Here is a 24,969-nt window from a genome sequence, read left to right as displayed (position 1 = left end):
GACCGGAGCAGCAACCGGCAGCGACATTGGGCATGTTGTTTGACGAGGTATTCGGCATTGACGAAGACACCAGCGGCGTTGCTGCGACCTTGCGCATTGCCCGTGCCACCGGTCAGGCAAATGCAGATGAAGTTGACGCCCAATTGTGCGCGCCGATACGGGACTTGATGATCGATGCGTTGGCGCTGGATGCCGGCACTTCAGTGATGCTTCGTTTCGCCGAGTTGATCCGTGCCGGTTATGACGTTGGTTGTGCGGTAGAGGAAATCGGCGATTCTCTGCAACGTGAGCATGCGGACGATCATTCCACGCAATCTTCGAGTGCTGGTCAACAGTCGTAAATGCGCGTGCCGTACCCTGCGTAACCAGTCATCAACCTCGAGCGTGATTGACTCTTGCGCAGAACCGGCCAACTATCGCTCGCATAACAACGACCGATGGACCCGACCTTGATTGAACGACGTCAATTCAGCGGTGGCATGAAGGGCAAGAACCTTCGCTATCTGAATGAACAGAACCCCGATAACACCGGAGTGACCCGCACCGGTTTCCTCTTGCTCGAACATTTCTCGCTGCCAGCTTTTACCCAGGCGCTGGACACGGTAGTCACCACCAACCTGTTGCGCCCGGGACTGTTTTCGTCGCGCACCTTCGGTCTGGGCGATGGCGAGGTGATCAGCGATCTGGGCCTGGTCATCCGCCCCGATGCGCGCCTGGATTCTGCTGCGCTTAACGAGCTGGATCTGCTGGTAGTGTGCGGCGGTTATCGCACCGAACTGCGCGCCAGCGACGAATTCATCGGCTTGCTCAAGTCGGCAGCGGAGCGGGGCGTGAGCCTGGCGGGATTATGGAATGGTTCGTGGTTTCTCGGCCGCGCCGGTTTGCTCGACGGCTATCGCTGCTCGATCCACCCGGAACATCGCCCGGCACTGACCGAAATCGCCAAGAGCACCCACGTCAGCAGCGAACCCTATGTGATCGACCGCGACCGCCTTACCGCGTCGAGCCCGTCCGGGGCCTTCCACATGGCGCTGGACTGGATCAAGGGCTTGCACGGCAAGGCGTTGGTCGAGGGCATCGAAGACATCCTCGCCTTCGAAGAGTCGCGCTACCGGCGCATCAAACCCGATGAAAACATCTGCGTCAGCGCGCCGTTGCGGGAAGTGATCAAGCTGATGGACGCCAACCTCGAAGAACCGCTGGAGCTGGAACAACTGGCGGTCTACGCCGGCCGCTCACGGCGCCAGCTCGAGCGCTTGTTCAAGGAACAACTGGGCACCACGCCGCAGCGCTATTACCTGGAACTGCGCATCACCGAAGCACGGCGCCTGCTGCAACACACCGAGCTGTCGCAGGTGGAAGTGCTGGTGGCGTGTGGTTTTGTGTCACCGAGCCATTTCAGCAAGTGCTATAGCTCGTACTTCGGTTATAGGCCCTCGAAGGAGAAGCGGCTGGTTAAATAGGACCAGCCGTTAATCACGCTGACTCCGGTCAATAACGAAGCGTGAAAAAAGGGCGCCTTGTCGGGCGCCCTTTTTATTTATGCTTGCGTGCTTGATCTACAGCCGATCAGCGGGATGTCTTTGTGTTCGACGTTGCGGCGTTGCTCAATCCTTTCGAATTGTGCTCCCCAGGGGTTGAGGTAGAGATGGCAGCAGCTTTGGTCACGCCGCGCGTATCTCGGGACTGGGCGATGCCCGAAGTTATTGAGCCGTGCCCGCTAACGTCATTGCGAACGCTGCCGTAGTGATTGCCGCTTTCACCGCGGTCGCGGACAGCCTTGCCTGCATGATCACTGCTGAGTCCATTGCCTCGGCCGTTGCTGTTGGCGCTGCCGTGATCCGATCCGCTGTGACCACCGCCTGTGCCGCCACCGTGGCCACCGCCGTTCCCGCCGCCCCCGCCATTTCCACCGCCGCCGCCATTACCGCCGCCGCCATTACCGCCACCGCCGCCGCCACCATTACCACCGCCACCGCCATCCTTTGCATGGGCAGAATTCATGATGGACAGATCAGCAGGGAGGAGTGGGGCGGCTGCGAGCATCATGGCGCAGGACATGACAGCAACGAGACTCTTGTTTTTTAAAAGCATGATAGCTTCCGTAGGGGGGTTAATATCGCATCAGTTCAGACGTGATCGGCCCTATGTAGTTCAAGTCCTGCGACAGACGGAACGGCAGCCAGGCTGCGCCTATAAGCCATCCGCATCAATCACCGCTTGCGCAAACGCCTTCGGATCCTCCTGCGGCAAATTATGCCCAACCCCACCCTCGATCAACCGGAACTGATATTTCCCGGTAAAGCGCTTCGCGTAGTCCTCCGGTGCCGGGTGCGGCGCTCCATTGGCATCACCTTCCAGCGTAATCGTTGGCACGCTGATCGACGGGGCAGTCGCAAGCTTCTCTTCCAGCGCGGCATATTTCGCCTCGCCCTGCACCAGGCCCAGCCGCCAGCGGTAGTTGAATACGGTGATCTCGACGTGATCGGGGTTCTGCAATGCCTTGGCGCTGCGGTCGAAGGTGGCGTCGTCGAATTTCCATTGCGGCGACGCCAGTTGCCAGATCAGTTTGGCGAAGTCGTGGGTATTCTTTTCATAGCCGGCGCGGCCGCGTTCGGTGGCGAAGTAGAATTGGTACCACCACTGCAATTCGTCTTTCGGCGGCAGTGGATTCTGCCCGGCGGCCTGATTGCCGATCAGGTAGCCGCTGACCGCCACCAGCGCCTTGACGCGCTCTGGCCACAGCGCTGCGACGATGCCCGCTGAACGCGCGCCCCAGTCGTAGCCGCCAAGCACTGCTTGCTTGATCTTCAGCGCATCCATGAAGTCGATGATGTCGCTGGCCAAGGCCGCCGGTTGGCCGTTGCGCAGAGTGGCTTTGGACAGGAATTGCGTGTCGCCATAACCCCGTGCATACGGCATCAGCACGCGGTAACCCTTGGCCGCGAGCAGTGGCGCGACTTCGTCGTAGCTGTGAATGTCGTAGGGCCAGCCGTGCAGCAGAATCACCACCGGGCCATCGGCAGGTCCGGTTTCGGCGTAGGCCACGTCGAGCAAGCCAGCCTTGATGTGCTTCAGCGGGCCGAAAGGAGAGGGCGCGGAATAGCTGACGGCGGCCGGTGCAGTGGTTTGCGCCTGAGCGCTGCCGACGGCGCCGAGCAATGACAGCGCCAAGACCGACAAACCAAGTGCGGCTTTGATTTTAGAGGTATGCAGAGCCTGTTTCATGCTGACGTCTCCTTTGCGGGCCTGTAGCCAAGGGGCTGGATGAACCCTTGAAACCTTGGGTGCATTGAAGCGTAGCGACGTATCCGTTGTGTGTCCCCGGACGGCAGTTTTGCAAGGGCGTGTATGGCGGCGGGGCGCGTACACAGTGTGATACACAGAGGCGAAACCCATTGTTTTCGCGCGAAAATAATAAGTCGCTGTTTTAAAACAAAAAATATTTCATCTCGGGCTTCCCAAACGAAATGAATGTTGTTAAATTGCGCCCCGTTCTCACAGCGATCCTAACGGAGCCGCTGGCCAGAGCTACAGGGGCGTCGCCAAGCGGTAAGGCAGCAGGTTTTGATCCTGCCATGCGTTGGTTCGAATCCAGCCGCCCCTGCCATCTACGAAAAAACGCCAACTTCGCAAGAAGTTGGCGTTTTTTTATGCCTGCGATCTAACGCGCTTGAGCCAACCGGGGCGTGCGCGATGCCGAAACACCGCGCACGCCGGTCACTCAGTGCGGTGCGCGCGGGATGGTTTTCATCAGGTCTTCAGGGCTGATGTGGCCGACCACGCTGCCCGGCTGCGGCAGGTTGAGGATGTGGCCTTTCATCTTGCCGATAATGTGCATCTCGCACGGCTTGCAATCGAACTTCAGCGTCAGCACCTCATCGCCGTGGATCAACTGCATCGGCGCGACCTTGGTACGCACACCGGTGACGCCTTTGGCCTGTTTCGGGCACAGGTTGAAGGAGAAGCGCAGGCAGTGCTTGGTGATCATCACCGGCACCTCACCTGGCTCTTCGTGAGCCTCATACGCCGCGTCGATCAGCTTGACGCCGTGACGGTGGTAGAAGTCGCGCGCCTTCTGGTTGTAGACGTTGGCGAGGAAGGTCAGGTGCGAATCCGGGTACACCGGCGGCGGCGTGGTTTCGGCCTTGCGGCTGCCACGCGGATGAGCCGCGACACGGGCGGCGGTCAGCGCTTCGATGACTTCGCGGCGCAGCGACTTGAGCTGCGAGTTGGGAATGAAGAACGCTTGCGGCGCATCCAGCTTGATGTCAGTGGCGTGATACTGCGTGGTGCCGAGCTGGCCGAGCAGGTCGCGCAATTGCTCCAGCGCTTGCTCAGGCTTGTTGGCGACACCAAACGGCCCGTTGAGGGTGATGCTGGCGCTGATACCTTCTTCGCTGGTCGCGGTCACTTCCAGCTGTTCTTCGCGCAAACGGGCGAACCAGCTCAGGGCCACACGACGTTCCGAGGAAGTTTTCTGCAACGCCTGTTGCCAGTTGTGATCGAGGTTGCGATTCAGCGGGTGGCTCGGACGCAGCTTGAACAGGCCTTCGGGCATTTCGTTCGGCTCGACGCGGTAGCGGTAGCGCTTCTCGCCGTCTTCTTCGAACTCGCCTTTGGCCTCGGCGATGTTGGCGCGGAAACCGACCACTTCGCGTTTGACCAGTACGTTCAGACCGTCACCGTTGGACAGCGGCTCATGCGTGACGACCTGCATGTCACGCTTGCCGACTTTTTCCACCGTACCGACCGGCAGGCCGGTGAAGGTCGGCGAATCGAAGGCGCCGATGTCGATCTTGCGATCAGTGACGAAATAATCGGTGCTGCCACGGTGGAAAGTCTTTTCCGGATCGGGCAGGAAGAAATGCACGGTGCGGCCGCTGGAAGCGCGGGCCAGGTCCGGGCGATCCTCGAGCACGTCGTCGAGGCGTTGGCGGTAATAGGCGGTGATGTTCTTCACATAGCCCATGTCCTTGTAGCGACCTTCAATCTTGAATGAACGCACGCCAGCCTCGACCAGTGCGCGGATGTTGGCGCTCTGGTTGTTGTCTTTCATCGACAGCAGGTGTTTTTCGTAGGCGATCACGCCACCCTTTTCGTCTTTGAGGGTGTAGGGCAAGCGGCACGCCTGGGAGCAGTCGCCACGGTTGGCGCTGCGGCCGGTTTGCGCATGAGAGATGTTGCACTGGCCGGAGAAGGCCACGCACAGCGCGCCGTGGATGAAGAACTCGATGGCGGCATCGGTTTCATCGGCGATGGCGCGGATTTCTTTCAGGTTCAGCTCGCGGGCCAACACCAACTGTGAGAAACCGGCCTGATCGAGGAACTTCGCTCGCTCGAGGGTGCGGATGTCGGTCTGGGTCGAGGCGTGCAGCTCGATCGGCGGAATGTCCAGCTCCATCACGCCCAGATCCTGGACGATCAGCGCATCGACACCGGCGTCGTACAACTGATGGATCAGCTTGCGCGCCGGCTCCAGCTCGTTGTCGTGCAGGATGGTATTGATGGTGGTGAAAATACGCGCGTGGTAACGGCGGGCAAACTCGACCAGTTCGGCGATTTCGCTGACTTCGTTGCAGGCGTTGTGGCGTGCGCCGAAGCTCGGGCCGCCGATGTACACGGCGTCAGCGCCATGCAGGATGGCCTCGCGGGCAATGGCGACATCGCGGGCAGGGCTGAGCAATTCCAGGTGATGCTTGGGCAAGGACATAGTTTTTTTAGTCAGGCGGTCACGGGCAAGGGGCGCATTGTACCTGTGAAACACCAAGGCGGCACCAGCGTGCCGATATCAGGTACGAAGGACCTAGCACAATACGAGGCAATGCATAACTGTAAAGTCTGTCAGTTGTCCGCCCGCGTCCAAAGCGTGAACATCGGGTGGGAGCGGGAAGTCGCTCTGGCCTATATTACGCAAGACATTGGAGATTAATATCATGAAAGGTAATAACGCCTTCGCGACGCTTGGTATCTCGGATTTCGCGTCGTTTAAATCGCGTCCGCAGGAGAAGGCCGAAGTGTATTACAAAGCGGTCGTTTCACCCAATCATCCGGGCATTGGCAAGCCGATATTCTCCGCTACTCGGCATCTTTATTTCGGCACAAAGGAGACGTTCAGCGTTATTGGCCAATATTTTACGGACGAGGTGGGTGAGATCATTTCATTTGTGATAGATCGCTCCCTCACCGACGGTACGCATGAAGTTGGCGGGTTCGGAAGTCCCGTGGCGGGAGTGATGACTATGTCGCATGAAATTTTATATGCGAAAACAGGAACGATAGAGTTTGCGCGCAAACACGAAGAAGGTACCGATTCGATTACGGCAACATTCAATTTTGAAGTCGAGCACCGCGGGCAAACATACCGGGTATCAGAAGGTAAACTGTTTGTTGTAGCTAGCGGTCCACTTTGAGTTTTGTGAATAGACCGTTGACGCTAATTCGCTCAACGGGCGAGCCAGCGCTTGCCAAACGGCCTGATCCTGGTGGCTGCTGTGTTTGGCGCGCGCCCTTGAGTATTTCACTGCGTATGTCGCACTTCGGAATCGTGGCTGCGGCCTACGCTGTATTTCCGCAAATCAGCCCTTGGCGGCCATCGCCGTCACTTCCACACGCATCCCTTCAACCGCCAGCGAGGCCACGCCTACCGCCGCCCGCACCGGCCAAGGCTTGGCGAAATAGCGTTTGTACACTTCATTGAAAGCCCCGCGATCGCCCATGTCGGTCAGGTAAATCGTCAGGTGCAGCACCCGGTCCATCGAACTGCCAGCACGTTCCAAGGCGACTTTCAGCGCTTGCAGGGTGCACTCGCTCTGCTCGGTGATGCCGCCGAGTTCCAGGCTGCCATCGGCGCGGGTTGGAATCTGCGTGGAAACCATGATGCCGCCGAAGGTGGCAACGTCGGAAGAAATCGAATCGGTGTCGGGATCCGGCGTGAAGATGATGTCTTGATTGGCCATGGGCATCTCTTGTTTGAGTGAATGAAGATTGCGGCAGTTTACAGATTCCCTCCGGCCATGGCCCGCGCGTGTTCAGACTGGCAAAGTCGCTTCTTCTGCGGCAATTGCCGCAAGCACACTGGGTCGCGCGCCGATGCGTTCCATATAGGTGGCGAGAGCTGGCCATTCGGCGATATCGATATCGAATGTCGGCAACCAGGTCAGCACCGTGAACAGATAGGCGTCGGCAATGCTGAAGCTACCCATCAGATAGTCCCGATCCGCCAGAATGCGCTCGAGGTAATCCAGCCGCTTGCACAGTTTCTGCCGAAAAATCGCTTTGACCGCTTCCGGAATCTCCGCGCTGAACAATGGGGCGCTGGCGCCGTGAATCTCCGAGCTGATGAAGTTCAGGTGTTCCTGCAAACGTGCGCGCTGCCACGTACCTTCGGCAGGTGCCAAGTCGCTCCCGGGGACTTGATCGGCGAGAAACTGCAGGATCGCCGGGCCTTCAGTGAGCACTTCGCCGTTATCCAGTTGCAGCGCGGCCACGTAGCCTTTCGGATTGATCTCGCGGAAGTCACGGCCGTCAGCCGTGCGCTTGGTCTGGTTGTTGACGCGGATCATTTCGAACGGCAAGCCGAGTTCGCGCAGGACGATATGCGGGGCGAGCGAACAGGTCTTCGGTGCAAAGTAAAGTTTCATGGCATATCCCTTGAAAGTGGAGGCACCACGATCCACTGCGGGCAAAACTTCCGCAAAGGTCATTTGCAGTGCTAGCGTATGACAAATTCTCATGCGCTCCTTAGCCTTATGACTGCCAGACTTCCCTCCCTCAACGGCCTGCGCGCGTTCGAAGCGGCGGCCCGGCATATGAGCTTTACCACCGCTGCGACCGAGTTGAACGTCACGCAGACAGCAATCAGTCACCAGATCAGGCGCCTCGAAGCCGAGTTGGGCGTGGCATTGTTCCTGCGCCTCAAGGATGGCCTGGCGCTTAGCGAAGACGGGCAGGCCTACCTGCCGGGGGTGCGTTCTGCATTTCAAGCGTTGCGCCATTCGACGCAACAATTACTCGAGTCGCGCGGGTCCAGCGTATTGACCATCAGCACACTGGTCTCGGTTGCGTCGAAATGGCTTTTGCCGCGCCTTCCGGCATTTCAGCAGGCGTTCCCGGACATCGATGTGCGCATCAGCGCCACTACCGATCTGGTGGATTTTCGCCGAGGAGGCATCGACGCGGCGATTCGCTACGGACGGGGCGACTGGAAAGGTTTGTGCGCGGACTTTCTCATGGCCGATGAGGTATTTCCCGTGTGCAGTCCAGCAGTGGCGACGACATTGCACGCTCCGGAAAATCTGGCCAGTCACACCCTTGTACAAGTTAGCGGCCTCACCGCCAGCGACTGGCAGGCCTGGCTCAGCGCCGCCGGCCAGCCTGCGCAGTTGGCCGACGGCGGGAAGCTGACCTTCGATCTGGCGATGATGGCGGTGCAGGCGGCAATTGACGGGCAGGGCGTGTGCATCGGTCGTTCGACTTATGTAAACGACGATCTGCGTGCGGGCCGATTGGTCGCACCGTTCGACCTGCGCCTGCAGGATGATCTCGGTTTCTATTTGGTTACACCCCATGAAACCGCTGAATCGCCAAAGATCAGCGCTTTCAGAGAATGGCTTGTGGCGGTGGCCAGCGACACGTTTGTATAAGCATGTATCAACCCTCAGCCGATACACACGGCAACACCAAACTGCGCCTTCGAGACACATCCGCCCTACATGCCGAGCCCAAAGTAGCCCTCACACCAACACTACGCTCAAGAGGGCATCACCATGTACCGTCCACTGTTTCTGGCTTCTGCCGTTGTCTTCGCCTCCCTGACCGGCTTCGCCCATGCGGCGGATGCGCCGGCAACGAGCTGGCAGAAAGGTCTGAGCCGCACCGATCTGGTTCGTCAGGATCTCGGCGCTGACAATCGCGAGGTGATTCAGGCGCGTATCGATTTCGACGCTGGCGTCACCTCGCCTCGTCATGCTCATCCCGGCGTGGAAGTCGCCTATGTCATCAGCGGCACGTTCGAGTATCAGCTCGAAGGGCGGGCGCCGGTGATACTCAAGGCCGGTGATTCGTTGTTCATTCCGGCGGGCGTCGCGCATGTAGCCAAAAACGTTGGCAACGCGAAAGGCGTCGAACTGGCCACTTACGTTGTCCCGAAAGGCGAGCCCCTGCTGATCCTCAAGCCATGAGGCGCCAGTCCGCTATTTCGAGCGCGGCTTGCTCATCGCGCGCTTGATGCGCATCCAGTCCTGATAGGCCGCCGTTCGTTTGGCGTCGGCCATAGCCTTGGCTTCGCTGAAACGGGCCCAGGCTTCAGGATTGTCCGTATCGTTCTCGATGATCCTGTAAGCCGCTTCTTCGAGCAGATCGGCCTCACGGAACATCGCGGCATTCTCCGCCATCTCGTCATCCCACGAGCGGCCGAAACCGAATTTCAATGTGCGTTCTGTCATTTCACGTGATCCTCCTCCCAGACCAAAGGTACTGATTCTCGCCATTGCACCTCGGTCACGCCAAAGCGTTCCGCCATCGGTTTGGAAAAACGTTTCAACGGAGGTCGGCCGGGGCGGGGAATGGGCGCGATACCCGCGTCACAACTTGCCCATTGCCACGCTTCGGCATTGTTCATGTTTTTTGTGCGAATGACGAATGACCTGGGCTTCCCGTGAAGCAGGTAATCGATCACGTACAAATCCTCTCCGCTCATACATTTCCTCCGGCTGTTAAGAAGAGGGATATCTGGCGAAATGAATAATTCAGAGAAACTGAAACGGGCGTGATGACCGGCTGATTGGGCGCTTTGTAAGCCTGTACGGCAGATCGATTCTGTACAAGTTCGTCTGGAATTTTTGCTGAATTGCCGGTTGTTAAGACAGGAACGCGCCCGCTACGACGCGTTATCAAGTGGGACGATCAGGAGTAGATGCACGAGCAGACAAAGTCCGCGTGAACCTCGGTGTCTTCAATCGCCGTGATAAGGCCTGAATGCATGGCTTCTTCAGGATTGATGATGCGCGGCGCTGCTGTCAGATATTTCTCTGTCTCCAGAGCGTTTTTTCCGTTGCTCGTACGCTCGGCGACAATCTGGGCGTAGAGGTGCAAGTCGTAATCCAGGCTCATGGCGTATTCCGACATGCGCGAGTGATCGACCGAACCTTGCAGGTGCCAATGAAATGGGTGAAACAGAAACTTACTGTGGGTACAGGCGGTGCGGCGCTGGCCGGCCAGAAAGACAATGTTGCCCATCGATTCGACGGTTCCCAAATTGTGGGTGTGTACCGGAATAGGCAGGGCCAACAGGAAGTTGTACATCGTGAAACCGTAACTGCATTCGCCGCCCATGGTGGCGATGTTGACGATCAGTCGCGGTGCATCTTCCTTTACGGCGAGCGAGGCTTTATCGATCAATTGGCCGCACGTCGAGGCATTGATCGGGCCGGTGAAGTTGATGACATGAACAGGCATGGCGATTCCCTCGGCTGGTCAGGACTCCTAAGCAATAGCTGTAATTTCGCTTGAATGAAAGTGGGCAGGGGAGCCGCGCTCCCCTGCACCCGACGCGTCAACTGTTGCGCCCGCCACCATGGCTGTTTTGACCACCTTTCTGTCCAGCTTCAGAGGCTTTTTCGCGATCGTTGGCAAAGTTGCCGCCACTGTTCTGGCCGCCCTTGCTGCCAGCTTCGGACGCTCTGTCCCGATCGTTGGCAAAATTGCCACCGCTGTTCTGGCCACCTTTGCTCCCGGCTTCGGAGGCGCGCTCAGGATCATTCTTGAAGTTGCCGCCAATGTTCTGGCCGCCTTTACTGCCGATTTCCTGATAGAACTCTTTATCGTGCGAAGCCGAAGTGGCATCACCACCTTTCTTGCCTGCTTCGTTAACTGACATGCTGCCTTGTTGTTTATCTTGTGCCATTTCAAACTTCCTCATTTCTCTGTATAGGCACTTGGCGAAACAAGGATGCACAAACTACGTGCCGTCGTTGTTCGCGAAATGCTCATAAAGTTTACTGATGTCGTTTGCTTTAGTTGGTCAGGGTTGTCTTGTGACTACAAGTTAGACCTTTGCGCTAAGAGGAGCGCTCATAAGTCGGCGTTGTATCCGGTATCCGGGAGTTTTCAGAATTTACTGCAAGTTCCCGGCGTTCATAACATTCCTGCTGAACACTTTCCCGGTGCCTTGGACTGATTTGCTGTCGTTCGACACAAGGTGACACCGACGGACTGTCCGACCTGGTCACGTGCGAACTGCGCGCCGCTTCGGGATACACTTCCGCTCCCTTGTTTCGTTGCACTTCGCCTCGTGCAAAAGCCGGTACCGTTCTCATGATTACGCTCCATCAGCTGATTTCAAAGGGCAGCCAGGCTGCCCTTGTACCGCTTACTCAGGACTTGCGACCGCCGCCGTGGCTGTTCTGCCCGCCTTTGCGGCCAGCCTCGGATGCTTTTTCACGATCATTGGCAAAGTTGCCGCCCGACGACTGACCGCCTTTCTTGCCGGCTTCAGATGCCTTTTCACGATCGTTTGCGAAGTTACCTGGATTTTTATTTCCTGTGGTCATGATAGCTCTCCGATATCAATTAACGTTTCGCTAGTTATGTCCGTTGTCGCACCGGACATCTACTCCGATTACGAGCCGGCGAAAAATGTTTTGAAAATTTTTATCCAGCCCGATGAACGGTAAGTTTGTGATGAAACTTATACAGACTGTTAGTTTCTGCGCCGCTTCGTATAACTTTTCATGAATGACGTCGGTTATGAAGAGGGTCGGATTATGTTGCCGTTTCGTTTCGCATTTCATAACCATTGGTCGGCAGGAAGTTGAACTGTAATTTGCCCCAACTAGAGTCTGAGGAGTGTATGTCTACAACTATGTCGAGGGCATGAACATGACCAATCACCACAAGGAACAACCGTTTGCCGAGGATCCGCAAAAAGTCAAGGAAGCCGGCAAGAAGGGCGGCAGTTCGGTCAACGTGAAAGTCGACCGGGCGGAAAAGGCACGCGTCGGCGGGCAGCACAGCCATGGCGGTGCGCGTACGGGCAAGGGTGACTGAGGCGCCGGAATCCAACAATCGCCGTCCTCTCTGCGCCCATGCAGAGAGGACCTCTACACTGACGCCTATCTGAACCGTGGCAACGGCCGGTCGATCGGTTTGAGCGTCGAGAGCGTATCGCGAATCAGCGGCGCATCCTTTTCAATGTCGTGCAGCCGGTCGCGAATGCGCAACGCTGTCGGATGCCCACCCTGATGATCGACCCAGTCGGCAATCTCTTTGCAGGCGGCTGCGAGGCGCGCCTGACGGGCGTCGAGCAGGGTGAGGAGGGTGGTGATGGACTCTTTTTCGGACATGAAACACCTCCGTTCGCTGAAACGGCTGAGTTGCAACAAAAAGTCCGCGTGGCGCGAACCTTCAGATCAACTATAGAAGACCTGTGTGATCGTGCAAAAAATACCCAGTTCAACTCGTCGGCGAAACCTTTGCAGGAGCGAGCGTTACGCTGGAGATCAAGACGCCTCGCTTACCTCACACATCCGCTCGAGAAACATCGCCAAGGCTACTTCCTCGGCGCGCAGGCCTTTGCGCACGCGCGGGCGGGGCAGTTCGGCAAGGGCGCCGAGCATGAAGTGTTCGACCACTGCGGGGTGGATGTAGCACTTGCGGCACACCGCCGGCGTGTTGCCCAGCTGTTTGGCGACATTCTTCACCGCTTCGACCACATGGCGCTTGGCTTCGGTTTCCGACTCATGCTGCAACTCGCGCAGCACCGACAACGCCAGCGCGCTGCCCGCCCAGGTGCGATAGTCCTTGGCGGTGAACGCCGCGCCGGTGAGCTTTTGCAGATAGGCATTGACGTCAGAGGAGGTGACGGTGTGCCGTTCGCCATTTTCATCAAGATACTGAAACAGGTTCTGCCCGGGGATCTCCAGGCAGCGCTTGATGATTCGCGCCAGGCGACGGTCCTTGACGGTGATCTGGTGTTCGATGCCGCTCTTGCCGCGGAACTGGAACAGGATCGCGCTGCCGTTGACCTCGACATGCCGACTGCGCAACGTGGTCAAACCGTAAGAGCGATTGTCCCGTGCGTATTGGGTATTGCCGACGCGGATCAGCGTGGCGTCGAGCAAGGTAATCACCGTGGCCATGACCTTGTCCCGGCTGAAGCCCGGCTCATCGAGCAGCGCCTCGAGCTTGCGCCGCAGTTTGGGCAGGGCCATGCCGAAGTCGCGCAGGCGCGAGTATTTGTCGGCGTCGCGCACTTCCCGCCAGCGCGCGTGATAACGGTACTGTTTACGCCCGCGCGCATCGCGACCGGTGGCTTGCAAATGGCCGCAGGGGTCGGCGCAGATCCACACATCGGTGTAGGCCGGTGGCACCGCGAGGGCATTGATGCGTTTGGTTTCGTCCGGGTCGGTGATGCGCTGCCCCGACGGTTCGAAATAGACGAACTTGCCGCGCAGTTTTTTCCGGGTGATACCAGGCTGAGTGTCATCGACGTAATGCAGATCGGCGGGCAGAGCATCTGTCAGCACGGTATCGGGCATGGCGGTTTCCTTCGGTCATACGGCAGTCTGTAACTGATTGACCGCAGGCGCTGGCCGTCGTGCCGAATGATTTACGCGAGCACCGCCACCGCCTTGATCTGCGCCCACAGCCGCTGGCCCGGATGCACGCTCAGTTGATCACGCGAGAAGCGGGTGATCCGCGCCAGCAGCGGCGTGCCACCGGCATCGAGGCGGATCAGCACATGGGCACTGTTGTCAGCGGCCTGTTCGCTGACGACCGTAACGGGCAGACGATTGAGAATGCTGCTGGCTGCATCGTTGTTCAGCGCCAGGCTGATGTCGCGCGCGTGCACTTTGCAGCGCAGAGCCTGGCCCACGGCCATCGGCGCATGGGTGACGCGAATGTTCATTGCAGTGGCCGGCAGTTGCAGGCTGAGCAATTGATAGGTGGCGTCGTAGGCGCTGACCTGGCCTTCGATGATTACCCCGGCGTCATCGCCCATTGCCAAGGGCAGATCCAGGCGTGCGAGGGTCTCGCCGATCGGGCCGCTGGCGAGGGCTTTGCCATCACGCAGCAATACCAAATGATCGGCCAGACGCGCGACTTCATCCTGCGCATGGCTGACGTACAGCAGCGGAATATCCAGTTCGTCGTGCAGGCGTTGCAGGTACGGCAAGATTTCGCTTTTGCGCCGGCTGTCGAGAGCCGCCAGTGGTTCGTCCATGAGCAACAGTCTCGGGCTGGTCAGCAGGGCGCGGGCGATGCCGACGCGCTGTCGTTCGCCGCCGGACAGATGCTGCGGGTGACGCTCAAGCAAATGGCTGATGCCGAGCAGTTCGGTCGCTTGGTTGATATCGACCCGGCGTTGCGACTTTGCGATGCGTTTGAGACCAAACTCCAGATTGGCAAGCACCGACAGATGCGCGAACAGGCTGGCTTCCTGAAACACATAGCCAAGCGCACGTTTATGCGGCGGGACGAAAATGCCCTTGGCACTGTCCTGCCAGGTCTCGTCGTTGATCTGCACAAAACCCTGCTCGGCGCGCTCCAGCCCGGCGATGCAGCGCAGGCAAGTGGTTTTGCCCGAGCCGGAATCACCAAACAGCGCGGTGACGCCGCGGCCCGGCACTTGCAGATCGACATCCAGTTCAAACCCCGGATAAGTGCGTTTCAGGCGTACATCAATCATCGATCAGCTCCAGCCTGCGCGGGTCTTGCGGCTGGAGTACAGCGCCAGCAACACCAGAAACGAAAACACCAGCATCGCCGCAGACAGCCAGTGCGCCTGGGCATACTCCAGCGCTTCGACATGGTCGTAAATCTGCACCGAAACCACGCGGGTCTTGTCGGGAATGTTGCCGCCGATCATCAGCACCACGCCGAATTCACCCACGGTGTGGGCGAAGCCGAGAATCGCTGCGGTGATGAAGCCGGGGCGCGCCAGCGGCAGGATCACGCTGAAGAACGTGTCCCAGGGATTGGCGCGCAAGGTCGCCGCGACTTCCAGCGGGCGGGTGCCAATCGCCGAGAAAGCGTTTTGCAGCGGTTGCACCACGAACGGCATGGAGTAGATCACCGAACCGATGACCAGCCCGGTGAAACTGAACGTCAACGTGCCCAGCCCCAGCCATTGAGTGAACTGACCGAGAAAACCGTGCGGTCCCAGCGCCAGTAGCAGGTAGAAACCGATCACCGTCGGCGGCAGCACCAGCGGCAGCGCAACGATGGCGCCGATCGGCCCGCGCAACCACGACGAGGTGCGCGATAGCCACAGCGCGATCGGCGTGCCGATCAGCAGCAGGATCACGGTGGTCAGCGACGCCAGCTTCAGAGTCAGCCAGATCGCGGCGAAGTCGGCACTGGTCAGCGACATTTACAGTTCATATCCGAAGGATTTGATCACCGCAGCGGCTTTCGGCCCCTTGAGGTAATCGATCAGCGCCTTGGCAGCAGCGCTGTCCTTGCCTTTGTTCAAGATCACCGCGTCCTGTTTGATCGGATCATGCAGGGTGGCCGGGACAATCCACGCCGAACCGGTGCTGACTTTGCCGTCCTTGTAGATTTGCGACAGGGCGACGAAGCCCAGTTCGGCGTTGCCGGTGGAGACAAACTGGTAGGCCTGCGTGATGTTCTGGCCTTCGACGATTTTGCTTTTCGTGGCTTCGCTCAACTGGAGTTTTTCCAGCACTTGGGTGGCGGCGAGACCGTATGGCGCAGCTTCTGGATTGGCGATCGCAAGGTGTTGGTATTGGTTGGTTTTCAGCACGTCACCCTGTGCATCGACATAACCTTCTTTTGCCGACCACAGCGCCAGGGTGCCGATGGCGTAGGTGAAGCGCGAACCTTTGACGGTTTCGCCTTCCTGCTCAAGCTTTGCCGGGGTCACGTCGTCAGCAGCGAGGAACACTTGGAAGGGCGCACCGTTTTTGATCTGGGTGTAGAACTGGCCGGTGGCGCCGTAAGCGGCGACCAGTTTGTGCCCGGTGTCTTTTTCGAAGTCGGCAGCGATGGCCTGGATTGGCGCGGTGAAATTGGCGGCGACCGCCACTTGCACTTCGTCGGCCTGCGCGGCGCCCATGCTGAACATTGCGAGGAGTGAAGCGAAGCAGGCAGGGGCGAGGCGTGTGGCAGCAAGTGTCATGTAAAGGCTCCGTGATCGGCGGTAAATGCTTTGCTTTGGATAACGCCGATACACGGGCGCAATCGCTGTATACGGAAATATATAGCGATACGCCGCCAAGTGGCGAGGGAATAAATCCGCTCGCCGCATAAATTCAGTGGCGGTTGAGTTTGGCCAATGCTCCCTCGGCCAGTTGCCGGGTCAGCTCAGCGCTGCCGATATTCTTGCCGAGCGTGAGCGCCTGTCCGGCCCAGAGGTTGGCAAAGTCCGCATCATCCTTGGCCCGCAGCGGCATCAGCGCACCGCCGGCCAAGGGGAAGGCCGGCGCCTGCGCTGACATCGGGCCGAGTTCACGCATCGCCCGATTGAGAATGCCCCGTGCCGGGCGTCCGGTAAAAATGTTGGTGATGGCGGTCTGGCTTTCCTTGGCGGTGCGCAGGGCCTTGTGATGTGAGGCGCTGACTTTGGCTTCCGGGGTGAACAGGTACGCCGTGCCGACTTGCACCGCCGAGGCGCCGAGCATCAACGCCGCTGCAACGCCCCGGGCATCGCTGATCGCGCCCGCCGCGATCACCGGCACTTTCACCGCGTCGACCACCTGCGGCACCAGCGCGAAGGTGCCGACCTGGGTGCTCAGATCATCGCTGAGAAACATCCCGCGATGGCCACCGGCCTCATAACCCATGGCGATGATCGCATCGCAGCCGTGTTGCTCCAGCCAGATCGCTTCTTCGACCGTAGTCGCAGACGAAAGGATTTTCGCCCCGGTCGCCTTGACCCGATCAAGCAGGGTTTTATCCGGTAGCCCGAAATGGAAACTCACCACCTCGGGGCGGAACTCTTCGAGCACGGCACACGCTGCTTCGTCGAACGGTGCGCGATTGGACACCGGCGTTGGCGCGTCGAAATCGGCACCCAATTCGCGGTAGTAAGGTTCGAGCAGGTTTTTCCAGTCACGTGCCCGCTGTTCATCAGGCGCCGGTGGCTGGTGGCAGAAGAAATTGACGTTGAACGGCTTGGTGGTGTGCTGGCGAATCGTCTTCAACTCATCGCGCAGTTGCTCGCTGCTCAGCATCGCTGCCGGCATTGAACCGAGGCCGCCGGCATTGCACACGGCAATCACCATCGAAGAGTTGGTCGCACCGGCCATCGGGCCCTGGATGATCGGCAGTTCGATACCGAGAAGATCGAGGATGCGGGTGTCTGGCCACTGGCTCATATAGCAATTCTCCGAACGATGAAACGGGCAGGGACGGCACGCGGTTTTTAACAGCAAAACCGGATGCGGGGCCAGTCTGAAATTCTGAACATCACGTGCAGTTTTTCAGCGTCGGTGCAATCCGCCGCCACCGCCAAACGAACGGTTCATCATTTGTGAAGAATGGTTGAAGTTGTGCGTGCGCTGATTACCGAGACTGCGTGCGGCGGATTCGCGGTTGAGATTCTGCAATTGCGCATTGTTGTTCGCGGGTCTGGTCCGGTTGGCACCGCTGCCGGCCACGGACTGCCAGCCGTTGTCGGTTTTCTTGTAGACGTTGCCGTCGCGCCCGGCATAAACGTTATCGCCGACCCGCGCAGCGCCGCCGTCGCGGACATGAATGCCGCCGTATTGCGTGGTGTTGCCGGTATTGGGGTTGTAAACGGCGCCGCGATTGGCACTGACGTGAGTGCCGCTGCGGACGTTGCCGGCAGTAACCCGTTCGCCGGCGATGGCGCCGCCGTTCGGGCCGACTGCCACGCCGCTGCGCCCGGCAGCGTAGTTGCCGGTGTAGGCGTTGTGCACCGCGCCACGTTGCCCGGCGGCGGCAATGCCGGTACGCGAGTTGTACGAGGCGCCAACCTGGCCGGCCCAGCGATTGCCGGTCCAGGCGTTGTAACCGGCGCCATAACGGCTGACTGTCGCACTATCACCCCACTGATGATAAAGATTGCCGGTGGTTCCGGCCCAGCCACCCGGACCCCAGGCCACCGCGCCGCCGCGATAACCGTAGGCTGCGCCACCCCAGGCCAGCGGCGCCGGGTACAGACGCGGACCCCACGCGTAGCCCCAGCCGTAATTTCCCCACCACGGATAGGCGCCCCAGCCCCAGCCCATGGCGACGGTGTTGCCGCCCCAGCTCCAGCCGAATCCGAAGCCGAAGGTCCAGCCAGTCCACGGCGTGTAACGAATCGCGACGCCGAATCCATAAGTCACCGGCGGCCCGTACCAGACATTGCCGACCCACGGCGTATACGGATAACCGGTGCCGTACACCACAACGCCAGTCGCCGGGTCCAGCGTCGAGCCTTGATAGCCCGGCGTGTAGCCGACCACCACGGTATCGCTGCTGGATTCGTAAACCTTCACGTACGTGAGGTAGTGCATCGGCGAGCTGGGCGGAATCGAATAAATCACCGCTGGTACTGAAGAGGCCACACTCCACGGCCCGTTCAGTGAGGTGGCGCTGAACCAGATGCCGTTCTCCACCGCCCACCAACTGTCGTTGTCGACTCGAATAATCGGAGTGGCGCTGTTGACCACGTATTGCAGCGGCGTATTGCTGATCGCTTTGAGCTGCGGCTCGCCGTCAAATTGCGGTGTCGTCATCTTCACCGCGCTCTTGTTGATCGCCGAGGTCTGCGGGATGGTCGCCGCAATGGCCGCCTCCTGTGCCTGTGGCGTGCCGGCTACCGAGGCCTTGACGTTCTCTTTGGCGCTGTCGTCAGGAATATTGGCAAAGTCGGCCGGCAGCTTGTCTGGCGGGACAAAGGTCCATGGCCCGCTCATGTCGCTGGCGCGGAACCAGCGTCCGGAGATCAGTACGTAACTGTTCTGGTCGCCGATTTCCTTGAAGATGTGCCCGGTGGTGTTGCTCACGTACAACAGGCTGGTGCCCTGAATCGGTTGCCATTGCGCGGCGCCGTCGGTCACCAACAGTTCCGTTGGCGTGGTGGCGATGAAGATTTTCGGCTGCGGCGGCTTGGCCAGGCTGGGAACCTTGTCCTTCGGATCGCTTTGCCCGGTGAGCAGGTCCACCTGGCGGCTCTTGATCGCCGCGTGTTTGGCTTTTTCCAGACTGGCCGGCGGCGCAGCAAGGCGCGTGTAATCGCCGGCCAATTGATCGGCAACCATCCAGCCGTCAAATACATGCAGGTAGTGTTTGCCTTCGGCGTCCTTGAGCAGCAGTGGGCGCGTGTTGATCACCCGTTGCAGCTCCGTTCCTTCCACCGGCCGATAAGCCGCTTCGCCGTCGATGTATACGAGAATTGCCGGGCTGTCGGAGCTGATGATGGTCGGCGGCGTGTTTTCCAAGGGCGCACTGTCGGCTTTCTGTTCAGCGTGGAGCACCCCAACCGCTGCTTCCAGCTGATCCAGTGAAATGGTTTTCTTGCGGCTCTCGGCATCTTTTTTCAGGATGGCGAGCCACGTGTCGGCCTGTTTCGCATCGGCGGGGAAATCGGCCTTGATGATTTTGTACTGATCAAGCGCGACCCAGCGGGTGGCCTTGTCGACGAGGGTGTGAGCGCTGAACTGGACGATGCCGTAGGTGGACTTGCCATCGGCAGCCGTGGCTTCGACCGCCGCGCGGGCATTGAGCGTATAGCCGTCCCAGCTGTCGAGCTGCGGCTGATACACCGTCAGCTTGCTCTTGCCGTTGCTGATCACCTGCGGCCATGTCGGCTCGCTTGGCGCCGCGTTCGGCTTTGCCGCCGGTGCGGCTGCCCAGGCATTGCCAAGTGTCAGCAGACATAGCATCAGCAGCGAGGGTAAAGCGCTCAGGAAAGGCATCGTCAGCTCCATCGACACACCGGTTTGCAAGGCGCAACCGGGAAAACACAACCGTCGAAAAAGCATAGCCGCCTGCCGGGGATTTACCCGGCTGATCGAGCCGTTAGCGCAAAGTCGAGTGTGGCAATGTGTTGCGATGTGCTATTTCAAGGCATGCTTGTTTCAAATCATTTTCGAGAGGCCGTCATGTTCAACGCCATCCTGATCGACAAAGACGACAGCGGTTATCGCGCCAATCTGCAGCAAATCGATGAACAGCAACTGCCCGAAGGCAACGTCAGCGTGAACGTCGCGTACAGCACCCTGAATTTCAAAGACGGCCTGGCGATCACCGGCAGCAGCCCGGTGGTGCGCAAGTTCCCCATGGTTCCGGGGATCGATCTGGCGGGGACTGTCGAGTCCAGTTCGCATGCCGATTTCAAGGCGGGCGATCGGGTGCTGCTCAACGGTTGGGGGGTCGGTGAAAGCCACTGGGGCGGACTGGCGCAAAAGGCCCGGCTCAACGGTGACTGGTTGATCCCACTGCCCGAAGCTTTCACCCCGGCGCAAGCCATGGCCATCGGCACCGCCGGCTACACGGCGATGCTGTGCATTCTGGCGCTGGAGCGCCATGGCGTGACGCCGGATCACGGTGAAGTGTTGGTCACCGGCGCAAACGGCGGGGTCGGCAGCTTTGCCATCGCCTTGCTCAGAAAGTTGGGATACCGCGTGGTGGCATCCACCGGCCGCGTGTCCGAGCATGAATACCTGGAGCAATTGGGCGCTGCCGAAATCATCGATCGCGCCACCTTGTCCGAACCGGGCAAGCCGTTGGCGAAAGAGCGCTGGGCGGCGGTGGTCGATTCGGTCGGAAGCCACACGTTGGCCAACGCTTGCGCCAGCACTCGCTCGGAAGGCGTGGTCGCGGCATGCGGGTTGGCGCAAGGCATGGACTTTCCGGCCTCGGTAGCGCCGTTCATTCTGCGCGGCGTGACGCTGGCTGGAATCAACAGCGTGACCCAGCCCAAAGCACGCCGTATCGAGGCCTGGGACAGACTGGCCAAGGATCTGGATTTCTCCTTATTGCAACTGATCAGTCAAGAAATCAGTTTGAGCGAAGCCCTTGAGACCGCGCCCAAACTGCTCGCCGGGAAACTGCGGGGCAGGGTGGTGGTCGACGTCAATCGTTGAGTTCGCGCTCAAGCAGTTGGCGTTTGCGCTCGACGCCCCAGCGGTAGCCGGAAAGGTTTCCATCGCTGCGCACCACGCGGTGGCAGGGAATCGCCACCGCCAGGCGGTTGGCCCCGCAAGCCTGGGCCACCGCACGCATCGAAGTCGGCGCGCCAATGCGTTGCGCGATCTCGGCGTAACTGGCGGTGCTGCCTGCGGGAATCTCGCGCAGCGCCTGCCAGACGCGCTCCTGAAACGCGGTGCCGCGTATATCCAGCGGCAAGTTCAGGCCTTTCGCCGGTGCTTCGACAAAGCCGACGACGCTGGCGATCAAGTGTTCAAATTCGCGGTCGGCGCCGATCAGGTTGGCCTTGCGAAACTGATCCTGCAGGTTGCAGACCAACTGATGCGGATCGTCGCCGAGCAGAATCGCGCAGATCCCACGTTCGCTTTGCGCCACCAGAATTGCCCCAAGCGAGCATTGGCCAACGGCAAAGCGAATGTCGTTGTTCTGTCCGGCAGCGCGATAGTCGGTGGGCTTCATGCCCAGCAGTTGATCGGCAGATTCGTAGAAACGGCTGTTGGAATTGAATCCGGCCTCGTACAGCGCGTCGGTCACCGAGCCGCCGTCCGCCAGGCGCGCACGCAGCTTGCGCGAACGATGCGCCATGGCGTAAGCCTTGGGCGTCAGGCCGGTCGCGGCTTTGAATACTCGATGAAAATGGAAAGGGCTAAGGCCGGCGCTGGCGGCGAGGCTGTCGAGCGCGGGCAATGTCTCGCACGCTTCGATCTGCCGGCAGGCCGCTGCGATGATCGCCGCGTGCTGCGCGTCATTCTGGTCCTTGCTGGCGCGTTTGCTCGGCCGATATCCGGCAGCTTCGGCCATTTCGGCGGTGTCGAAAAACTCGACATTCTGCGGTTTGGGCAGGCGCGCAAGGCTGCTCGGTCGGCAATAAACGCCGGTGGTTTTTACTGCGTAGACAAACTGCCCGTCCGCACGCGGATCGCGGGCAACCACGGCGGCCCAGCGTGGATCGTCTTCAGTTCTGATCGTCTTCGAAAGCGTGTCCATGAGAGGGAATCCGTTGACCTGTTTGAGTCAGGTTAACCAGCATCGTAACCCGCGACACTCCGCGCCTTGCGGTCAAACTTTTATTGAACGCCCGCGACGCGGAAGGTGATGTTGATGCGCCGTTCGCCCAAGAGCGGGTGATGGCCGGGTTTGATTGGCAGCACGCCGTGATAGCGCAGACGGTCCACGCCGCCCCAGACCACCATGTCGCCATGCAGCAGCGGGATGCGCTGGGTTTTATCGCTGCGTTCGAAGCCGCCAAACAGAAACATCGCCGGCAACCCCAACGACAACGAAACGATGGGCGCGGCATAACCCTTTTCGTCCTTGTCCTGATGCAGCGACATCTTGGCGCCGGGGACGTATTGGTTGATCAGGCAGGAGTCGGCCTGAAAACCCGCGAAGCCGGCGCGTTCCGCCGCCTCGTGGGCCAAATCGGCAAAGACCGCCGGCATCGATGGCCACGGCAAGCCGCTGAGAGGATCGACGCTGGAATAGCGGTAACCGCTGCGATCAGTGATCCAGCCCAACTGCCCGCAACTGCTGGTGCCAACCGACATGCTGAAACCGCCGGGCGTGACCATGTGGCGTAGCGGGGCGGCGGCAAGAATAGCCTCAAGGTCGGTCAGCAGTTGCTCGACCTGTGGCAAGGCGAATCCGCGCAGCACCCACGATTGTTCGCCGATCTGCTCGGCGCGGGCTTGCTGCACGGGTTCGTTGTCGGCGAACAGGTCAAACGTGGTCGGTTGCATGGTGTTGGTTACAGCGCTTTGCTGACGCTGATGTCGCTGATCACATCGTCTGAAGGACCATGCAACGCGTCCAGCGCAGACTTGGCTTCCTCAACGGTGCCGTTCTCCAGCTGCGCGAACTCAAAACGGCGCTCGCCGTTAAGCTTGTACTTGATCACATATTTGGTTGTTTGCGCCACGGTAGTGGTTTCCTTTCAGAATAGGCTGTGCGTCTCAGCTCAGTTTAGTGCTGGAGCGACGGATGATCTTGATCGAGTGGGTCAGCGTCGGCTTGCGAGTCACGCTGATTGCGCGGCGGTTGACGGTGTCGATGGTGATGTTCCAGAAGCCGGTGCTCGGTGCAGTGATGCGCGCCGGGAAAGTGTCGAACGCGCCGCCGTGGTAGGTGTGACGGCCGCCGTTTTTGAAGCTGCGGAAGTTGGCGTCGTTCATCAAACGGATGTTGCACATCTGCGAGCATTGAATGACGACGATGTCGTCTTCGTTGAGGTGCTCGCGCTGGTGAATGAATTTCATGGGCGCCTCCAGAAGGGCTTTTTCTACTAAATCAAAACGATAGCTTGTCGATGGGCGCAGTTTATCAGCCCGCACGGGTTATTATCTGGCCGTCGGGCGTTGCTTTGACAAATTTTGAACAGAACTTCGCCACGGCGGGCGGGTTAAATGCACAAGGCCCCGGAGAAAAGCGGCATTTGTGCTGTCGGACGGTCTTTGACGGAGGATTGATATGAAGTGGGGTGTGGTGTGTGTGCCGTTGATTCTGGCGATGGCCGGTTGTGCAAATGTTTCCGAAATCAATGAAACGCTGCCAACCATGAGCGTGATCTCTGGCAAAAAGCCCCAGGAGTATGCGCAATGTCTGACCGACAAGCTCGCTGACAGTCGCGGCGCGTTGCAGGTGCAGCCGCAGAAGGACGGTGTAAGAGTGATCGTCCCGGGCAAGCTTTCTTCAGGCCCGGCAGCCGTGTTTGATATCGAAGATCGCGCCGGCGGCAGCAGCATCAAACTGCATGAGCGCATGTCCAACGTGCCGGTTCGCCCTCACGATGTGCAGAAAGCCGCGAACGCCTGTATTTCCGGCTGATAGACTAGCGAACATCAGCACCCGATGCCGTCACAGTCCTGCTGTGGCGGCATTGTCATATATGGAGTCGCAATGAAGCGAGAGCACGTGCGGGAGCGCCACGCAGAGGGCCTTATCTCTGCCACCCATGTCATCCAGAACCCGGCGAATCCCGGTGAATGGATCGTGTTTTTCAAGAAGAGTGCGGGGCGCAGCTACTTTTTGGTGGATGACAATGATGAAGTCGAGTCCTTCAATCGGCTCGACGATCTCATCGAGGTCGTCCGTGGCCTCGGGATCAAGTTCGCCGAAATCCACATGTAAGGCTTACTTGCAGACGACCACGACGTTGCGGGTCTTGTAATTGCCAACGTCAACGCCGAGGGTTTTGTCATCTTCCTTGGGCGCCGGCGTGCCATCGGTGCCGACGATGCGATAACCGGTGCCAGCGCAGGAGGCATCGGCCTTTTCGTAGCACATGGCCCAGGAGTTGGCTTCGCCGGAACAGTCGATGCTCAGACCCTGTTCGCCATTGTTCAGATAGGTGGGCTGCGAAGTGGCACAGCCGCTCAATACCAATACCGCGAGAAGCGGCTGCAGTTTGTTCAGGTTCATGGTTACGTGATCTTCAGGTGGGGGACTGGATGCTCTGACAGCGCCGCGATGAAAAGGTTATAGCGATTGGCCACTTGTTTGCCAACAAGGCACAAAAAAGCCCTGCGTTCTGGCAGGGCTTGGCGCAAGTGCTGGCAGGATCAGTCCTGATCTTTGCCACGGCGCTTGGAAGAAGCAGGTGTATCGGTGAACACCGAGGCTACATCCGTCGCCATCTGCTCGCTGTCGAAAGGCCCGGCGATATGTTCGCCATTAGTGGTGGTCAGCGTCCACCTGCCGTCTTTCTTGTCGATCACATACCCGTTGATGATTTTTACCGCAGCCATCTGGTCATTCTCGTTCGGTGGTTCAAAGGCACCATGATAGCGGCAAATGCTCGCATTGGGGGCCGATAAGCGTATGGTGATCCAGTTTCGTCAGATCTTGAGC

32 protein-coding genes and 1 tRNA gene are annotated in these 24,969 nt (G+C 59.3%); 10 read left to right on the top strand and 23 right to left on the bottom strand.

Going from position 1 to position 24,969, the window contains the following annotated elements:
- Window positions 1-32 precede the first annotated feature (32 nt).
- Together AC0IXA_RS02775 and AC0IXA_RS02770 are read left to right on the top strand one after the other, a co-directional pair.
- Window positions 33-341 (top strand): hypothetical protein, encoded by a 309-nt coding sequence (locus tag AC0IXA_RS02775; protein WP_341637344.1) that lies wholly within the window; start codon window positions 33-35, stop codon window positions 339-341.
- 96 nt (window positions 342-437) lie between these two features.
- Complete coding sequence (locus tag AC0IXA_RS02770; protein ID WP_071172615.1) at window positions 438-1,463, top strand: GlxA family transcriptional regulator; 1,026 nt, start codon at window positions 438-440, stop codon at window positions 1,461-1,463.
- 106 nt (window positions 1,464-1,569) lie between these two features.
- Here the strand turns inward: AC0IXA_RS02770 and AC0IXA_RS02765 are convergent, their stop codons facing one another.
- Window positions 1,570-2,094: a hypothetical protein gene (locus AC0IXA_RS02765; RefSeq protein ID WP_341637345.1), complete on the bottom strand. Its 525-nt coding sequence runs from the start codon at window positions 2,092-2,094 to the stop codon at window positions 1,570-1,572.
- A 99-nt stretch (window positions 2,095-2,193) separates the two neighbouring features.
- Window positions 2,194-3,228 carry an alpha/beta fold hydrolase gene (locus AC0IXA_RS02760; protein ID WP_471811542.1) on the bottom strand — a complete coding sequence of 345 codons (1,035 nt, stop codon included), beginning with the start codon at window positions 3,226-3,228 and terminating at the stop codon, window positions 2,194-2,196.
- Window positions 3,229-3,535: 307 nt separating this feature from the next.
- Between AC0IXA_RS02760 and AC0IXA_RS02755 the strand changes: the two genes are divergently transcribed.
- Window positions 3,536-3,610: transfer RNA gene (locus tag AC0IXA_RS02755), tRNA-Gln, on the top strand.
- Window positions 3,611-3,724: 114 nt separating this feature from the next.
- On the opposite strand, the gene AC0IXA_RS02750 is transcribed toward AC0IXA_RS02755, so the two are convergent.
- Window positions 3,725-5,713, bottom strand: coding sequence for a peptidase U32 family protein (locus AC0IXA_RS02750; protein ID WP_341637347.1), 1,989 nt, complete (start codon window positions 5,711-5,713; stop codon window positions 3,725-3,727).
- A gap of 223 nt (window positions 5,714-5,936) precedes the next feature.
- Here AC0IXA_RS02750 and AC0IXA_RS02745 point away from each other — a divergent pair, with 223 nt between their 5' ends.
- Entirely contained in the window at window positions 5,937-6,413 is a 477-nt protein-coding gene (locus AC0IXA_RS02745) for a hypothetical protein (protein WP_341637348.1), read from the top strand.
- A gap of 165 nt (window positions 6,414-6,578) precedes the next feature.
- Here the strand turns inward: AC0IXA_RS02745 and AC0IXA_RS02740 are convergent, their stop codons facing one another.
- Complete coding sequence (locus tag AC0IXA_RS02740; RefSeq protein WP_024013136.1) at window positions 6,579-6,959, bottom strand: RidA family protein; 381 nt, start codon at window positions 6,957-6,959, stop codon at window positions 6,579-6,581.
- Between the two features lie 72 nt (window positions 6,960-7,031).
- On the bottom strand, window positions 7,032-7,643 hold the full coding sequence (gstA, locus tag AC0IXA_RS02735) for a glutathione transferase GstA (protein ID WP_341637349.1): 612 nt from the start codon (window positions 7,641-7,643) through the stop codon (window positions 7,032-7,034).
- Between the two features lie 108 nt (window positions 7,644-7,751).
- Here gstA and AC0IXA_RS02730 point away from each other — a divergent pair, with 108 nt between their 5' ends.
- Both AC0IXA_RS02730 and AC0IXA_RS02725 read left to right on the top strand, forming a co-directional pair.
- The gene (locus AC0IXA_RS02730) at window positions 7,752-8,645 is read left to right on the top strand and encodes a transcriptional regulator GcvA (RefSeq protein WP_341637350.1); all 894 of its coding nucleotides are present in this window, start codon (window positions 7,752-7,754) and stop codon (window positions 8,643-8,645) included.
- 123 nt (window positions 8,646-8,768) lie between these two features.
- On the top strand, window positions 8,769-9,182 hold the full coding sequence (locus AC0IXA_RS02725; protein ID WP_341637351.1) for a cupin domain-containing protein: 414 nt from the start codon (window positions 8,769-8,771) through the stop codon (window positions 9,180-9,182).
- A gap of 12 nt (window positions 9,183-9,194) precedes the next feature.
- Here the strand turns inward: AC0IXA_RS02725 and AC0IXA_RS02720 are convergent, their stop codons facing one another.
- From AC0IXA_RS02720 to AC0IXA_RS02700, 5 genes are all read right to left on the bottom strand, one after another.
- Window positions 9,195-9,446, bottom strand: coding sequence for a hypothetical protein (locus tag AC0IXA_RS02720; RefSeq protein WP_122602898.1), 252 nt, complete (start codon window positions 9,444-9,446; stop codon window positions 9,195-9,197).
- Complete coding sequence (locus tag AC0IXA_RS02715; protein ID WP_341637352.1) at window positions 9,443-9,700, bottom strand: DUF6555 family protein; 258 nt, start codon at window positions 9,698-9,700, stop codon at window positions 9,443-9,445. Before AC0IXA_RS02715 ends, AC0IXA_RS02720 begins: the two co-directional genes overlap by 4 nt.
- A 206-nt stretch (window positions 9,701-9,906) precedes the next feature.
- Window positions 9,907-10,458, bottom strand: a complete 552-nt coding sequence (locus AC0IXA_RS02710) for an ATP-dependent Clp protease proteolytic subunit (RefSeq protein WP_073476696.1) — start codon at window positions 10,456-10,458, stop codon at window positions 9,907-9,909.
- Window positions 10,459-10,555: 97 nt separating this feature from the next.
- Window positions 10,556-10,906, bottom strand: coding sequence for a con-10 family general stress protein (locus AC0IXA_RS02705; protein ID WP_471811539.1), 351 nt, complete (start codon window positions 10,904-10,906; stop codon window positions 10,556-10,558).
- Between the two features lie 469 nt (window positions 10,907-11,375).
- A complete protein-coding gene (locus AC0IXA_RS02700) occupies window positions 11,376-11,552 on the bottom strand; it encodes a con-10 family general stress protein (RefSeq protein ID WP_016774938.1) in 177 nt (58 codons plus the stop codon).
- Window positions 11,553-11,847: 295 nt separating this feature from the next.
- Here AC0IXA_RS02700 and AC0IXA_RS02695 point away from each other — a divergent pair, with 295 nt between their 5' ends.
- The gene (locus AC0IXA_RS02695) at window positions 11,848-12,048 is read left to right on the top strand and encodes a con-10 family general stress protein (RefSeq protein ID WP_460154458.1); all 201 of its coding nucleotides are present in this window, start codon (window positions 11,848-11,850) and stop codon (window positions 12,046-12,048) included.
- Window positions 12,049-12,113: 65 nt separating this feature from the next.
- Here the strand turns inward: AC0IXA_RS02695 and AC0IXA_RS02690 are convergent, their stop codons facing one another.
- The 7 genes from AC0IXA_RS02690 to AC0IXA_RS02660 all read right to left on the bottom strand — a co-directional run bounded on the left by AC0IXA_RS02690 (window position 12,114) and on the right by AC0IXA_RS02660 (window position 19,889).
- The gene (locus AC0IXA_RS02690; RefSeq protein WP_016774936.1) at window positions 12,114-12,344 is read right to left on the bottom strand and encodes a hypothetical protein; all 231 of its coding nucleotides are present in this window, start codon (window positions 12,342-12,344) and stop codon (window positions 12,114-12,116) included.
- A 156-nt stretch (window positions 12,345-12,500) separates the two neighbouring features.
- Window positions 12,501-13,538, bottom strand: coding sequence for a DNA topoisomerase IB (locus AC0IXA_RS02685; RefSeq protein WP_341637355.1), 1,038 nt, complete (start codon window positions 13,536-13,538; stop codon window positions 12,501-12,503).
- A 71-nt stretch (window positions 13,539-13,609) separates the two neighbouring features.
- A complete protein-coding gene (gene modC, locus AC0IXA_RS02680) occupies window positions 13,610-14,689 on the bottom strand; it encodes a molybdenum ABC transporter ATP-binding protein (RefSeq protein WP_341637356.1) in 1,080 nt (359 codons plus the stop codon).
- A 3-nt stretch (window positions 14,690-14,692) separates the two neighbouring features.
- A complete protein-coding gene (gene modB, locus AC0IXA_RS02675; RefSeq protein ID WP_151551697.1) occupies window positions 14,693-15,373 on the bottom strand; it encodes a molybdate ABC transporter permease subunit in 681 nt (226 codons plus the stop codon).
- Window positions 15,374-16,141, bottom strand: coding sequence for a molybdate ABC transporter substrate-binding protein (modA, locus tag AC0IXA_RS02670; RefSeq protein ID WP_445941181.1), 768 nt, complete (start codon window positions 16,139-16,141; stop codon window positions 15,374-15,376).
- Window positions 16,142-16,274: 133 nt separating this feature from the next.
- Window positions 16,275-17,339 carry an NAD(P)H-dependent flavin oxidoreductase gene (locus AC0IXA_RS02665; protein WP_341637357.1) on the bottom strand — a complete coding sequence of 355 codons (1,065 nt, stop codon included), beginning with the start codon at window positions 17,337-17,339 and terminating at the stop codon, window positions 16,275-16,277.
- A gap of 105 nt (window positions 17,340-17,444) precedes the next feature.
- Window positions 17,445-19,889, bottom strand: coding sequence for an autotransporter (locus AC0IXA_RS02660; protein WP_460154459.1), 2,445 nt, complete (start codon window positions 19,887-19,889; stop codon window positions 17,445-17,447).
- Between the two features lie 186 nt (window positions 19,890-20,075).
- Between AC0IXA_RS02660 and acuI the strand changes: the two genes are divergently transcribed.
- Complete coding sequence (gene acuI, locus AC0IXA_RS02655; RefSeq protein WP_471811535.1) at window positions 20,076-21,059, top strand: acrylyl-CoA reductase (NADPH); 984 nt, start codon at window positions 20,076-20,078, stop codon at window positions 21,057-21,059.
- Here acuI and ada read toward each other — a convergent pair.
- From ada to AC0IXA_RS02635, 4 genes are all read right to left on the bottom strand, one after another.
- Entirely contained in the window at window positions 21,049-22,110 is a 1,062-nt protein-coding gene (gene ada, locus AC0IXA_RS02650) for a bifunctional DNA-binding transcriptional regulator/O6-methylguanine-DNA methyltransferase Ada (RefSeq protein ID WP_341637360.1), read from the bottom strand. The two genes, acuI and ada, sit on opposite strands and share 11 nt — an antisense overlap.
- Before the next feature lie 80 nt (window positions 22,111-22,190).
- Window positions 22,191-22,862, bottom strand: coding sequence for a DNA oxidative demethylase AlkB (gene alkB, locus AC0IXA_RS02645; protein ID WP_341637361.1), 672 nt, complete (start codon window positions 22,860-22,862; stop codon window positions 22,191-22,193).
- Window positions 22,863-22,870: 8 nt separating this feature from the next.
- On the bottom strand, window positions 22,871-23,041 hold the full coding sequence (locus tag AC0IXA_RS02640) for a hypothetical protein (RefSeq protein WP_341637362.1): 171 nt from the start codon (window positions 23,039-23,041) through the stop codon (window positions 22,871-22,873).
- A 34-nt stretch (window positions 23,042-23,075) separates the two neighbouring features.
- Window positions 23,076-23,378 (bottom strand): DUF1883 domain-containing protein, encoded by a 303-nt coding sequence (locus AC0IXA_RS02635; protein ID WP_007912251.1) that lies wholly within the window; start codon window positions 23,376-23,378, stop codon window positions 23,076-23,078.
- 211 nt (window positions 23,379-23,589) lie between these two features.
- On the opposite strand from AC0IXA_RS02635, the gene AC0IXA_RS02630 reads away from it, so the two are divergent.
- Together AC0IXA_RS02630 and AC0IXA_RS02625 are read left to right on the top strand one after the other, a co-directional pair.
- Window positions 23,590-23,946 (top strand): hypothetical protein, encoded by a 357-nt coding sequence (locus tag AC0IXA_RS02630; protein ID WP_071172600.1) that lies wholly within the window; start codon window positions 23,590-23,592, stop codon window positions 23,944-23,946.
- Window positions 23,947-24,018: 72 nt separating this feature from the next.
- A complete protein-coding gene (locus AC0IXA_RS02625) occupies window positions 24,019-24,249 on the top strand; it encodes a hypothetical protein (RefSeq protein ID WP_016774924.1) in 231 nt (76 codons plus the stop codon).
- 3 nt (window positions 24,250-24,252) lie between these two features.
- Here the strand turns inward: AC0IXA_RS02625 and AC0IXA_RS02620 are convergent, their stop codons facing one another.
- Both AC0IXA_RS02620 and AC0IXA_RS02615 read right to left on the bottom strand, forming a co-directional pair.
- Window positions 24,253-24,540: a hypothetical protein gene (locus tag AC0IXA_RS02620; RefSeq protein ID WP_071172599.1), complete on the bottom strand. Its 288-nt coding sequence runs from the start codon at window positions 24,538-24,540 to the stop codon at window positions 24,253-24,255.
- 140 nt (window positions 24,541-24,680) lie between these two features.
- Entirely contained in the window at window positions 24,681-24,866 is a 186-nt protein-coding gene (locus AC0IXA_RS02615) for a hypothetical protein (RefSeq protein ID WP_341637363.1), read from the bottom strand.
- Between the last annotated feature and the right edge of the window lie 103 nt (window positions 24,867-24,969).

This window comes from Pseudomonas sp. AC083 (assembly GCF_979253165.1).
The sequence above is the reverse complement of the archived record's forward strand: the minus strand, read 5'-3'. Positions and strand labels throughout refer to the sequence as shown.